This is a genomic window from Catenulispora sp. GP43 (assembly GCF_041260665.1).
Classification (GTDB): Bacteria; Actinomycetota; Actinomycetes; order Streptomycetales; family Catenulisporaceae; genus Catenulispora.
Genome location: NZ_JBGCCT010000014.1, coordinates 48,518 through 60,676, shown reverse-complemented (window position 1 = coordinate 60,676; position 12,159 = coordinate 48,518). Strand labels below are relative to the sequence as shown.

The 12,159-nt window shown below is 68.4% G+C and carries 11 protein-coding genes; 8 read left to right on the top strand and 3 right to left on the bottom strand.

Annotation, left to right across the window (positions count from 1 at the left end; genetic code table 11):
- Window positions 1-21: 21 nt before the first annotated feature.
- Entirely contained in the window at window positions 22-1,245 is a 1,224-nt protein-coding gene (locus tag ABH926_RS26970) for a sarcosine oxidase subunit beta family protein (protein WP_370368576.1), read from the bottom strand.
- A 50-nt stretch (window positions 1,246-1,295) separates the two neighbouring features.
- Window positions 1,296-2,174 carry a formyltetrahydrofolate deformylase gene (gene purU / locus ABH926_RS26965; RefSeq protein WP_370368575.1) on the bottom strand — a complete coding sequence of 293 codons (879 nt, stop codon included), beginning with the start codon at window positions 2,172-2,174 and terminating at the stop codon, window positions 1,296-1,298.
- Between the two features lie 181 nt (window positions 2,175-2,355).
- On the opposite strand from purU, the gene betA reads away from it, so the two are divergent.
- The 8 genes from betA to ABH926_RS26925 all read left to right on the top strand — a co-directional run bounded on the left by betA (window position 2,356) and on the right by ABH926_RS26925 (window position 11,274).
- The gene (gene betA, locus ABH926_RS26960; protein WP_370368757.1) at window positions 2,356-4,020 is read left to right on the top strand and encodes a choline dehydrogenase; all 1,665 of its coding nucleotides are present in this window, start codon (window positions 2,356-2,358) and stop codon (window positions 4,018-4,020) included.
- 153 nt (window positions 4,021-4,173) lie between these two features.
- Window positions 4,174-6,213: a hypothetical protein gene (locus ABH926_RS26955; protein ID WP_370368573.1), complete on the top strand. Its 2,040-nt coding sequence runs from the start codon at window positions 4,174-4,176 to the stop codon at window positions 6,211-6,213.
- Window positions 6,214-6,227: 14 nt separating this feature from the next.
- Window positions 6,228-7,499, top strand: coding sequence for a S8 family serine peptidase (locus tag ABH926_RS26950; RefSeq protein WP_370368572.1), 1,272 nt, complete (start codon window positions 6,228-6,230; stop codon window positions 7,497-7,499).
- A gap of 463 nt (window positions 7,500-7,962) precedes the next feature.
- Entirely contained in the window at window positions 7,963-8,328 is a 366-nt protein-coding gene (locus tag ABH926_RS26945; protein ID WP_370368571.1) for a YciI family protein, read from the top strand.
- An 81-nt stretch (window positions 8,329-8,409) separates the two neighbouring features.
- Window positions 8,410-8,943 carry a serine/threonine-protein kinase gene (locus tag ABH926_RS26940; protein ID WP_370368570.1) on the top strand — a complete coding sequence of 178 codons (534 nt, stop codon included), beginning with the start codon at window positions 8,410-8,412 and terminating at the stop codon, window positions 8,941-8,943.
- Between the two features lie 412 nt (window positions 8,944-9,355).
- On the top strand, window positions 9,356-9,493 hold the full coding sequence (locus tag ABH926_RS26935; RefSeq protein ID WP_370368569.1) for a hypothetical protein: 138 nt from the start codon (window positions 9,356-9,358) through the stop codon (window positions 9,491-9,493).
- A 93-nt stretch (window positions 9,494-9,586) separates the two neighbouring features.
- Window positions 9,587-10,126 (top strand): SigE family RNA polymerase sigma factor, encoded by a 540-nt coding sequence (locus tag ABH926_RS26930; protein ID WP_370368568.1) that lies wholly within the window; start codon window positions 9,587-9,589, stop codon window positions 10,124-10,126.
- The gene (locus tag ABH926_RS26925) at window positions 10,123-11,274 is read left to right on the top strand and encodes a hypothetical protein (protein ID WP_370368567.1); all 1,152 of its coding nucleotides are present in this window, start codon (window positions 10,123-10,125) and stop codon (window positions 11,272-11,274) included. The genes ABH926_RS26930 and ABH926_RS26925 overlap by 4 nt, the downstream gene beginning before the upstream one ends.
- Before the next feature lie 42 nt (window positions 11,275-11,316).
- Here the strand turns inward: ABH926_RS26925 and ABH926_RS26920 are convergent, their stop codons facing one another.
- Window positions 11,317-12,153, bottom strand: a complete 837-nt coding sequence (locus tag ABH926_RS26920; RefSeq protein ID WP_370368566.1) for a class I SAM-dependent methyltransferase — start codon at window positions 12,151-12,153, stop codon at window positions 11,317-11,319.
- Window positions 12,154-12,159: the final 6 nt, after the last annotated feature.

Here is a 12,159-nt window from a genome sequence, read left to right as displayed (position 1 = left end):
ATGGTCTCCCCTTGAAGAGATTCAGTGCGCCACGGCGGCGGCGCCGTGCTCGTCGATGAGGGCTCCGGTGGTGAAGCGTTCCAAGGCGAAGGGCTCGGCCAGCGGATGCGGTGCGCCGGTGGCGATGGAGTGCGCGTAGACCCATCCCGAGGCGGGCGTCGCCTTGAACCCGCCGGTGCCCCACCCGCAGTTGAGGTGCAGGTTCCCGATCGGGGTCGGGCCGATGATCGGCGAGGCGTCCGGGGTGACGTCGACGATCCCGCCCCAGGTCCGCAGGACGTGGGCGCGGGCGAAGATCGGGAAGAGTTCCAGCGCCGCGGCCATCTGGTGCTCGATCATGGGGAACGAGCCGCGCTGTCCGTACCCGTTGTAGGCGTCGACGCCGGCGCCCATGACCAACTCGCCCTTGTGCGCCTGGCTGACATACACGTGCACGTGGTTCGACATGACGACGGTCGGATGCACCGGTTCGAGGAGCTCGGACACCAGCGCCTGCAACGGATGGCTCTGCAGCGGCAGCCGGAGCCCGACCATCCCGGCCAGGACGCTGGTGTGCCCGGCGGCGGCGAGCGCGACGGTCCCGGCGGCGATGGGACCGCGGCTCGTCTGGACTCCGACGACGCGATCGCCATCGCCGTCGCGCAGGAAGCCGGTCACCTCGCAGCCCTGGATCAGGTCGACGCCGTACGCGTCGGCCTTGCGGGCCAGGGCCCAGGCGACGTGGTCGTGCTTGGCGATGCCGGCGCGCCGCTGGAGCGTGGCGCCGAGAACCGGGTGGCGCACGTCCGGGGATGTGTTGACGATCGGGCAGAACTCGCGGACCTGGTCGGGGTCCAGCCACTCGGCGTCGACTCCGCCCAGCCGGTTGGCGTTGACCCGGCGGGTGCCCTCGCGGACGTCCTGCAACGTGTGGGCGAGGTTCAGCACGCCCCGCTGGCTGAAGAGGAAGTCGTAGTCCAGTTCCTCCGGCATCCCCTCCCAGAGCTTGAGCGCGTGCTCGTACAGCGCCGCACTCTCCTCGCAGAGGTAGTTCGACCGGATGATCGTGGTGTTGCGGGCCATGTTGCCGCCGGCCAGCCAGCCGCGTTCGAGGACTGCGACGTTGGTGACGCCGTGGTTGCGGGCGAGGTAGTAGGCGGTCGCCAACCCGTGGCCGCCGGCGCCGACGATGACCACGTCGTAGGAGCGCTTGGGGTTGGGGGTGCGCCACAGCCAGTCGGGGTGTTCGGGCAGATGCTCGGGCATGGGCGGGGCTCCTGAATCGGGTACAGCGGTGCGGCGGAAGACAGTCGGCGTCAGCGGAAGACGACGGTGCGCGCGCCGTTGAGCAGGATCCGGCGCTCGACGTGCCAGCGCACGGCGCGGGAGAGCGCGAGGCACTCGGCGTCGCGGCCGGCGGTCACCAGGTCCTCGGCCGAGAAGGTGTGGTCGGCGCGGATGACCTCCTGCTCGATGATCGGGCCCTCGTCCAGATCCGGGGTGACATAGTGGGCGGTCGCGCCGACCAGTTTCACGCCGCGGGCGTGCGCCTGGTGGTAGGGCTTGGCGCCCTTGAAGCTCGGCAGGAAGGAGTGGTGGATGTTGATGGCCCGGCCGTCGAGGCGCTTGCACAGGTTCTCGGAGAGGATCTGCATGTAGCGGGCCAGGATCACCAGATCGACGCGGTGCTCGTCCATGAGCTGGAGCAGCCGTTCCTCGGCCTGTTCCTTGGTCTCGGGCGTGACCGGCACGTGCACGAACGGGATGCCGTAGGACGCGGCGAGCCCTGCGAAGTCGGGGTGATTGGCGACGATGACCGGGATGTCGACCTTGAGGGTGCCGGCGCGCCAGCTGTACAGCAAGTCGTTCAGGCAGTGGCCGAAGCGCGAGACCATGATGAGCACGCGCGGGCGGGTGGCGGCGTCGTGCAGCTGCCAGGTCATTCCGTGGGCGGTCGCGATCGGCTCGAAGCCCGCCCGGAGAGCGTCCAGGCCGGGCCCGCCGGCACCGCCGCCACCGCCGCCACCGCCGGAGAAGTGGACTCGCAGGAAGAAGCGGCCGGACTCCTGGTCGCCGAACTGCTGGCTGTCGATGATGTCGCAGCCCTGCCGGACCAGGTACCCGGACACCGCGTGCACGATGCCGGGATGGTCCGCACAGGTCAGCGTCAGAAGGAAACCCTCGCTGTCCGTCAAGGTGACCCACCTCCACAGCTGTCTCGGATTACGCACAGTGTTGCGGAGAGAGCAACAGTTGGCAAGAGGTGGAAAGCCTTGACGGACGGTGAACACGAGGTAAGACTGTTGCGCACCACGGTTGTAGTTTCGCTATAAGAAACTCGCACCCGGTGCGGGTGCCGACAGTTCTGGCAGGAGAATCATGTCCCTGCACTACGACTTCATCATCGTCGGCGGAGGCTCCGCGGGCTGCGCCCTCGCCAACCGTCTCAGCGCCGATCCCGCCCATCGGGTGCTGGTCCTGGAAGCAGGCCGGCCGGACTACCCGTGGGACGTCTACATCCACATGCCCGCCGCCCTGACCTTCCCGATCGGCAACCGCTTCTACGACTGGAAGTACGAGTCCGAGCCGGAACCGTTCATGAACGGACGCCGCATCTACCACGCCCGCGGCAAGGTCCTCGGCGGTTCGAGCAGCATCAACGGCATGATCTTCCAGCGCGGCAACCCGCTCGACTACGAACGCTGGGGCGCGGACCCGGGCATGAAGGAGTGGGACTACGCCCACTGCCTGCCGTACTTCAAGCGGATGGAGAACTGCCTCGCCGACAAGGACGGCGTCTTCCGCGGCCACGACGGACCCCTCGTGCTGGAGCGGGGGCCCGTCTCCAATCCCCTGTTCCCGGCCTTCTTCAAAGCGGTCCAGGAGGCCGGGTACCCGCTGACCGACGACGTCAACGGGTACCGCCAGGAAGGCTTCGCAGCCTTCGACCGCAACCTGCGCCGGGGCCGGCGGCTGAGCGCCGCCCGCGCCTACCTGCATCCGGTCCTGAACCGGCCCAACCTCGAAGTCCAGACCCGTTCGATGGTCCACCGGGTCCTGTTCGAGGGAAAACGCGCGGTCGGCATCGAATACAGCCACCGGAACGGGACACCGCGACAGGCCCGCGCCGGCACGGTGATCCTCTGCGGCGGCGCGATCAACACCCCACAGCTGCTCCAGCTTTCCGGAGTGGGCAACGCCGCGGAACTCAAAGCCCTCGGCATCGAGACCGTCCAGCACCTGCCCGGAGTCGGCGAGAACCTCCAGGACCACCTGGAGGTGTACGTCCAGCACGCGTGCAAGCAGCCGGTGTCGATGCAGCCCGCCATGAAGATGTGGCGACGCCCCTTCATCGGCGCGCAATGGCTGTTCCTGCGCAAGGGCCCCGGCGCCACCAACCACTTCGAAGGCGGCGGCTTCGTCCGGAGCAACGAGGACGTCGCCTACCCCAACCTGATGTTCCACTTCCTGCCGATCGCCGTCCGCTACGACGGCTCCGCCCCCGCCGGCGGCCACGGCTACCAGGTGCACATCGGTCCGATGTACTCCGACGCCCGCGGCAGCGTGAAGATCAAGTCCCGCGACCCCCGCACCAAACCGGCACTGCGGTTCAACTACCTGTCCACGGAACAGGACCGCCGTGAATGGGTCGAGGCGATCCGCGTCACCCGGTCCATCCTCGCGCAGCCCGCCCTCGCGGAGTACAGCGACGGCGAGATCTCCCCCGGCCCGGCCGTCGAGACCGACGAGCAGATCCTGCAGTGGGTGGCCAAGGACGGGGAGACCGCCCTGCATCCCTCGTGCACGGCCCGGATGGGCACCGACGAGATGGCGGTCCTCGATCCGGCCACCATGGCGGTGCACGGTCTGGAAGGACTGCACGTCGTCGACGCCTCCGCCATGCCGTACGTGACGAACGGCAACATCTACGCCCCGGTGATGATGCTCGCGGAGAAGTCTGCCGACCTGCTCCTCGGGAACACACCCCTGGAGCCTGATCACGCCGAGTTCTACCGCCACGCCAACGGAAAGGCTGGATGAGGGGGGGCGATCGCCCACCAGATCAGAGAACGAATTCGCGACACCGGCCAACTATTCGATTCCTCCAAGTTGTCTGCAAGCAAGAGCACATTGCTTCGGTGCACGGGCACATCCGAGCACTGATGCCATGGCGAACAACTGGAGGAACTGCTTGTGCTAGCACGTACCCGCCGTGTCCCGACCCTGGCGGCGGCCATGGCCCTGGGCCTGGCCACCGCCACCGCCACCGCCACCGCCGCCGGTTCCGGTGCCGCCGCGGCCAACGCCGCGCTTTCCGTAACCGGCGCAACCGGCGCCACCGGTGCCGCCACCCCGTTCGCGATCACCGCGGCCCCGCAGATCACCACCCTGCCGAACGGCGACCGGGTGCTCGTCACCGGCTCCGGTCCCCACGCGGCCACCGTGGTCCTGGGCCCGGACGGGCGCAGCGTCCCGGCCACCCGCTTCGCGCCGAACCCGCAACACGCTTACGTCATCCCCGACTCGGTGGTGTCCTCGCCCGGCCAGTTCGTGGCGTCCCAGTACGAGATCCCGGCCCTGTCCTCGGGCAGTACGCCGGCCGTCACCCCGCACTACGCGATGGGCATCTTGCAGATCAACGGCGTGGGCCTGGACGGGGCCGCCGCTTACGGTCTCACCTACCTGGCCAACGTCGACGACGTCACCCGGTGGAGCGCCCCCCTCCAGCTCTTCAACGGGGTGGGGCGGGCCGCAGTGCCTGCCGGCCACTACAACGTGATTACTCAGTTCTCGAGCTACGACCCCACGACCAACTTCACCAAGACGTACCAGGTGACCCAGCTCGGCGTCACGGTCGGCACCACCGGCACGACCACCGTGACCGCCGACCAGCGCACCGCGACGTCCCAGGTGCAGGTGACGACTCCACGGCCGGCCGACCTCCAGACCAACTTTCTGTTCTTCAAGAGCACCGACGTCAACGGCGACTTCAGCTTTCTGCTCCCGAACACCGACGGCCCCGGAGCCGCCTACGTCAACCCGACGGCCAAGGCGCAGTTCGGCACCTTCAGCTACCAGATGGCCGGCTGGACCGCCACGAGCCCGGCCGGCACCGCCGATCCCTACCGGTACGACGTGATGTTCCCGGCCACCGACCACATCGACGCGGACCAGACGTACAAGGTCGACCCGTCGACACTGACCACGGTCCACAACACCTTCGTCAGCGACCCGAGCAACACCGCACACACCGGGCTGTTCATGACCGGGCCCTTCGTCCCGACGTTCGGCTCCGCTGACGCCGGCGGAACGATTACCTCCCCGGGGAGCCTGACCGAATACGTCAGCGCGGCCAGTGGTCTGAACTGGGGGCGCACCGTGGCCACGAACTTCTCAGCGTCCAGTGGCGGTCCCGGCCTCGCGATGCTGAACATGAAGGCCGAAGACCTGCCATACGCCGGGCACACCGACACCTGGCGCACGTGGGGCCGGGGCCCGCTGACGCCGCAGGTCGGGCAGTACAAGAGCAGCACCTTCTGCCGCGCGTGCGCCGACGGCGGCACGGTCGACCTGTCCCTGAACATGTACCAGGACAGCTCGCCGGACACCGAAGGCGAACCGGAGGGCCCGATCGGCAGGCACTTCACCGCCTACCGTGACGGCAACCAGGTGTTCTCTCAGGACTACACCTCCGGCACCGAGCTCACCGGCCAGGCCCAGACCCCCGGCACCTACCGGTTCGTCTACGACCAGGACCTGAGCCAGTTCCCGATCTCCCAGTCGACGGTGACGCACACCGACGTCACAGTGCCCTACACGCCGACTCCGGACCCGAAGTGGACGCTGCCCTCCGACGACACCTGCAACGCGCAGGCCGGCAGCACCACGCCGTGCTCGATCCTGCCGGTCCTGGACCTGAACTACCAACTGGCCAGTGACGACATGAACACCACCCACGGCCCGCTGACGGTCCTGAACCTGAACGTCGGCCACCAGTCCTATGAGGGGGCCGGGTCGCAGGCGGCCATCAAGGGCGCCACCGTGTCAGTGTCCTTCGACAAGGGCGCGACCTGGACCGCCGCGACGGTGATCCCGGCCGGCTCCGGCCACTACGTCGCGATGTGGCCGAACGGCGGCGCCAAGGGCAGCACGCCGTGGCTGAAGGTGACGGCCTCCGACGCCCTCGGCGGGTCGATCACGCAGACCGTTGACAACGCCTACACGATCGGCTGAGGGGGATCAGGATCATGAGCCGAATAGGTAACCATCGGCTGTACGGGGTGGTGGGGGCCACTGTGCTGGCCGTCGGCACGATCGCCGCCGCAGTGGCGCCGGCCAACGCAAGCACGACCGCCTCTGCCGCCGCCGTCCACAGCAAAACCCCGGCCAACGTGAAGAACGTGTGCGCCACCGCCAAGCCCGGCTTCGACCGCTGCTTCGCCCAAGCCCGCACCGACATCCACGAGCCCGCACACATCGGCCGGGTCGGCGCCGCGAACGCGGCTGCCGCCACCCTGCCGGCCGGCTTCGGCCCGGCAGACCTGCACTCGGCCTACAACCTGCCCACCACCGGCGGCGCCAACCAGACCGTGGCCATCGTCGACGCCGGCGATGACCCCACCGCCGAGGCAGACCTGGCCGTCTACCGCTCCACCTACGGCCTGCCAGCCTGCACCACCGCCAACGGCTGCTTCACCAAAGTCAACGAACAAGGCACCACCACCCCGGTGCCGGCCGACCAGGGCTGGGGCGTGGAGATCGCCCTGGACCTGGACATGGTCTCGGCGGCCTGCCCGCAGTGCAAGATCATGCTCGTCGAGGGGAACACGGCGTCCTCCGACGATCTGGGCGCATCGGTCGACACCGCGGTCAAGCTCGGTGCCACGGAAGTAAGCAACAGCTACGGCCTCGCCGAGTCCAGCCTGACGCCAGGCTCCGCCGCGCACTACGCGCATCCCGGTGTCGCGATCACCGTCTCCTCCGGTGATGAGGGCTACAGGATACCCAACGAGCCGGCTGTGTTCAGCAGCGTCATCTCCGTCGGCGGCACCTCGCTGACGAAGACCACGAACACCCGCGGCTGGTCCGAGACCGCCTGGCAGGGCGCCGGCTCCGGCTGCTCGGCCTGGGTCGACAAGCCCACGTGGCAGACCGATCCCAACTGCCCCGGCCGCATGGTCGCCGACGTCGCCGCCAACGCCGACCCGCAGACCGGCCCGGCCATCTACGTCACCGACACCCCCGACCTGGAAGGCCTACCCTCCGGCTGGAACGTCGTCGGCGGCACCAGCGCCTCCTCACCATTCATCGCCGGCGTCATCGCCCTAGCCGGCAACCCCGCCAAGTACAACAACGCCTCCCCGTTCTACGCACCGGCAGCCAAGGCCGGACTCAACGACGTCGTCGGCGGCAACAACAGCATCTTCACGGACTGCGGCGGCGACTACCAATGCAACGCAGTCACCGGCTACGACGGACCCACCGGCGTAGGAACGCCGAACGGGCTGTCAGCTTTCTAAGCGGTCGCATCGTGTGTGGACGGGGTCGGCACCGGGCGGTGCCGGCCCCGTCTTATCGCTGGCGGCCATCGCTGCGGTCGCGGGGATCGGCACCTGGCTGGCCGACTCAAGCGGCGATACCCACCGAGGTACCGTCGCCGGCCCGGCCTCCTCCACCCATCCCACCAACCCGGCCCCACCCGCCTCGCCGGCAACCGTCTCCTCACCGGCAACCGTCTCCTCGCCACGTCGGCGGCACAGGACGGCGACGCGCTCGTCCTCGCAGCGCGCGCCGCTACAAACCGGCGTCGATCTCGGACCTCGAACCGGTCACGGACCAGCTCGTCATCGGCGGATCGGCAGACCTGCTCGCGGGCAAAATAGTCTCCGCCAGCCTGTCGGATCGGCAGCGAGCAGTTCGTCGAGTAGGTGAGAGGCGGCCGGACGAAGCTGCCGGAACAAGCTGCCAGAACAAGGAGGAGACATGACCGAGTACCTCATCGCCTTCAACGACGAGTGGGTGCCCGACCACACGGCCGAGGAACTGCGCGAGAAGTCCAAGGCCGTCAAGGCGCTGGTGGCGGAGATGAAAGCGGCCGGGGTCTTCGTCTTCACCGGGGGCCTGGACGACACCGCCCCGGTCTTCAGCGTCGACGCGTCCAGCGGCACGCCGCTGTTCACCGACGGCCCGTACGTCGAGACCAAGGAGTACCTCGGCGGCTTCGCCGTCGTCGACGTGGACGACGAGCAGGCGGCACGGCTGTGGGCGGGAAAGATCGCGGTCGCCTGCGGCTGGCCGCAGGAGGTGCGACGCTTCCGGACTCCCATGAACACTCAGGAGACTTCGTAGCGGGACAGAAAATCCCCGCTGAACACCGAGTAGTGGCGATCGCCCTTGCAAAAGCGAGGGCGGCGCCTAGCTTGGTCCACGATGACGGGTGAGGGACGACTGGTCGCCGGACGATACCGGCTCATCAGTGAGCTCGGGGCCGGCGGCTACGGGCGGGTGTGGAAGGCACGCGATGAGAGCCTCCGCATCGACGTCGCGGTAAAGGCGATCGAGCTGTCCCAGGTCGGCTCCGACAAAGAACGAGCCGAGCGAATCGCACGAGCCATGCGCGAAGCGCGCAACGCCGCCCAGCTGCGTGCCCATCCGCACATCGTTTCCGTGCACGACGTGGTCGTCGACGACGGCACCCCGTGGATCGTGATGGAGCTGGTGAACGGGCACTCCCTCCAGGAGGAGCTCGACGCCAACGGCAGACTGCCCCTCGAACGGGTTCGGCAGATCGCCCAGGAAGTACTGAAGGCACTGAGCGCGGCACACACCGCCGGGAACGTGCACCGGGCCGTCAAGCCCTCCAACGTGCTGCCCGCGGACGACGGCGGGATCCTGCTGGCGGACTTCGGGACCGCGGTGCACGGCGACGACAGTCCCGCCGGCGACCTGTTCTCCCACTGCTGAGCAAGGATCCCCAGCGCCGGCCCACCGCCGAGGCAGCCCTCACCACCGCCGACGCGGCCCTCACCACCGTGACGGACGATCGAGTACTTCCGGTACCTCCGCCGACGAAGCCCTCGCCCACGCCACGCCGCGTGGTGGCCTCGCACCTGGGCGGAATCGTCGTAGCGGCAGCATCGTTCGTCGGGGCAAACTTCCGCCCGATCGGCTACGCATACTGGCACAACAAGACATCGGGCCTGCAAACGGCGCAGCTGACCCTCACGTTCCGCTCGCCGCGTTCGTCCCCTTCCTGCGCCGGTCAGCGACTCCTCAGCGGCGAGACGGCGCCGACAGCGTGCTTTCGCTGTGCCGCATCTGGGTCGGCGTCATCTTCGTGTGTCTACTACTGGTACTCGTGACGAACATCTTCAAAGTGCCGGACACTCCCGGGCTGTACGTCCGCGACGTGCCAGGAGCCGGAGCTTGGGCGCTGCTCCTGGCCAGCGCCGTGGCGGCGAGCACGGTGTGGCAGACCGAGCAGGCCCATCGAAAGCTCACAGCTGAAGCTTGATCAGCGAGTACGACCCATCACAGACGTGCAACCCCACGCAGGCCCGGGTGTGTTGAGTCAGTGTCCATACACCGAGCCTAAAGGGGCAAGCCTATGGCGAAGCCTGACCGCGACGCCGAGTTCACCGAATACGTCATCGCGCGCCAAGCCTGGCTCCGGCGGGTCGCCTACTTGCTGTGTGGGGACTTACACCGCGCCGATGACCTGGTCCAGAGTACGATCACCAAGCTCTACGTGCACTGGCACAAGGCCTCGCACGGGGACAACTTCGACGGCTACGCGCGCCGCACGCTGATCAACACCTATCTGAATGAGCAACGCTCCGGCTGGGCGAAGTGGACGCTCCTTCACCGCTTCGGAGGCGACGGGACCGCGTCCCGTCCCGACCCAGACCTGGCCGTTCTCACGGGTGACGTGGAGCTGGGGCTGGATCTGAGGACGGCGTTGTCGCGGCTGCCGCCCCGCCAGCGCGCGACGGTGGTGCTGCGCTTCTACTGCGACCTGTCGGTCGAGCAGACGGCCCAGGTGATGGGCTGCTCGACCGGCAACGTGAAGAGCCAGTCCTCCCGCGGCCTGGCGAGCCTGCGCGACCTCCTCGATCCGAATCCGATCACCGTTACGGAGGGAACATGATGACCGACTTGCGGGCGTCACTGGACGACCTGGCGGAGGCCGCATTCGCCGACGACCCGGTGTGCACCGTCGATATCGGCAAGGCCCGGGCCGACGGCCGGCGCCGGGTCCGAGCCTCGCGGCTGGCCTCCGTCGGCGGCGGCGTGGCGGTGGTGGCGGTCTGCGCGCTGGTGGCGAACGGGCTCGGCGGCACGTCGCCGGCGCACCCGCCCGCCCCGAGCTCGAACACGACTACCGCGCCCGACCTCATCGGCACCGATCCGCTCATCCCCATCGGCACCTTCGGCTACCTGCCGGACGGCTACCGGATCAACTCCTACCAGCTCGACACCGACCCCAACCTCGGAGGGATCTACAACTACGTCGGCCCGAACTCAATAAGCGCTTCACCCGCGCAGCCGGCCCAAAACGGACCCATCGGCCAGTTCCCCGGGCCATCGAACGGGCTCTTTTTGAGCAAGTGGACTCGGGAGCCGAATTTCTCGTCCCCGTACAAAACCCTGACCCCGACGACCGTCAGCGGAAGCTCGAAGGCCTACATCGTCGCGGACACCACCGACTCGCCGGCCGACCTGTCACTGGCTTGGCAGACCGCATCCGGCTCCTGGTTCGCACTCGGCGGCGACTACGCGATCCACGGCGCGCAGTTGACCGCGCTGCTGACCAGAGTCGCCGATTCGATCACCACCGAGGGTGCCGCGGTACCGTTGCCGTTCCACGTCGAGGGCCTGCCAAAGGACCTCACGCTGATCTCGGCCGGTCTGAACGACCCGGATCCGATCGGCCACGTCGGCATGCGCGCGGGCATCGCATACGCAGCAGACGGGCCCCCGAATAAGAGCGGGTACTTCAGTATCTCAATCACGCCATCGGCGGGCCTAAGCCCCGTACCGGCAACGCAGACTGGGACGTACGTCGTGCAGCCGTCGGACTCACAATCATCGCCGTCCGGGTCCACGAACACCCCCCAACCAGCCGAGGGTGATGGTGTCTGCAAGGACTCCAAGGGCCTGCGCATCTGCGTACTGGACCACGTTGTCGCCGGCGTCGACGCCCTGGCATCGGTCGGCGGCCCCGAAGCGCTGCTGGACCGGATCACCTCGCTCGGTATGGACAAGGCGAACTGGACAACTCACGTCGTGAACTGAGAATAGGCCGACGTACCGCGCGCTACGAAGAACACCTCGTCGTCACAGCCGCCGGGCACGCAGCACACCGGTCAGCATCGGGAGTGTGAACTCGCCGCAGGCAGTCTCCGGCCTGCTCGCCAGGAAAGCCCGAATCCGGCTGAGCGTGGCCTGTTGCTCCTCTTCGGGCTTGACCAGCATCCCTGCGCGTGTCGCGAGGGTTGCCACCAGGGAGTCGGCAGTGCGGCGCTGTCCATGTGCGAACACGGCCTGCTCGGCCGAGCCGAACCGGGCGGCCACGCCGGTCTGGGGGAGGTGCATGTAGGCCGTCTCGATGCGCCAGTTGGCGGGCGTGTCACGCGGCCCGATGGCCGCGCTCCCGCTGACCTGCGCGAGGCCGGCAACCCACCCGACCCGGTCGTCCATGAGGTTCCACAGCCCGGCCAAGATACCGCCGGGTGCCAGGACCCTGGCGATCTCGGGTCCGGCCACGGCCATGTCGAACCAGTGCATGGCGTTGCCGGCCAACACCGCATCGACGGACGCGTCCGGCAGCGGTATCGCCTCGGCGCTGCCCTGCAACGCCTGGGCCTGGGCAGTCGGTAGCGCTCGGCGCAGTTCGGTCAGCATCGCCGCGTCCGGCTCGACAGCGATGACTTCGGCACCGAGCGCGACCAGCGTCGCGGTCAGCTTGCCGGTTCCGGCGCCGAGATCGAGCACGCGCAGGCCGGGCGCGGGTTCAAGGGCCCAGCACACCGCGGCCTTGGCGTAGTCCGGGCGGTGTTCGGCGTACGCGACCGCCGCTGACCCGAACGACGAGGCAAGCAGCTGCCGGGCGTCCTTCGGCGGCCGCTCGCCTCGTCGTTCGGCAGCAGGGGTGTGGTCTCCGGTTCGCTTCATCACAGA

Bases quoted from the DNA above. Each gene is read 5' to 3' on its own strand.
- ABH926_RS26950 (WP_370368572.1), top strand. From the start codon at position 6,228: ATGAGCCGAATAGGTAACCATCGGCTGTACGGGGTGGTGGGGGCCACT.
- ABH926_RS26970 (WP_370368576.1), bottom strand. From the start codon at position 1,245: ATGCCCGAGCATCTGCCCGAACACCCCGACTGGCTGTGGCGCACCCCC.
- ABH926_RS26945 (WP_370368571.1), top strand. From the start codon at position 7,963: ATGACCGAGTACCTCATCGCCTTCAACGACGAGTGGGTGCCCGACCAC.
- ABH926_RS26925 (WP_370368567.1), top strand. From the start codon at position 10,123: ATGATGACCGACTTGCGGGCGTCACTGGACGACCTGGCGGAGGCCGCA.
- ABH926_RS26940 (WP_370368570.1), top strand. From the start codon at position 8,410: ATGACGGGTGAGGGACGACTGGTCGCCGGACGATACCGGCTCATCAGT.
- ABH926_RS26920 (WP_370368566.1), bottom strand. From the start codon at position 12,153: ATGAAGCGAACCGGAGACCACACCCCTGCTGCCGAACGACGAGGCGAG.
- ABH926_RS26930 (WP_370368568.1), top strand. From the start codon at position 9,587: ATGGCGAAGCCTGACCGCGACGCCGAGTTCACCGAATACGTCATCGCG.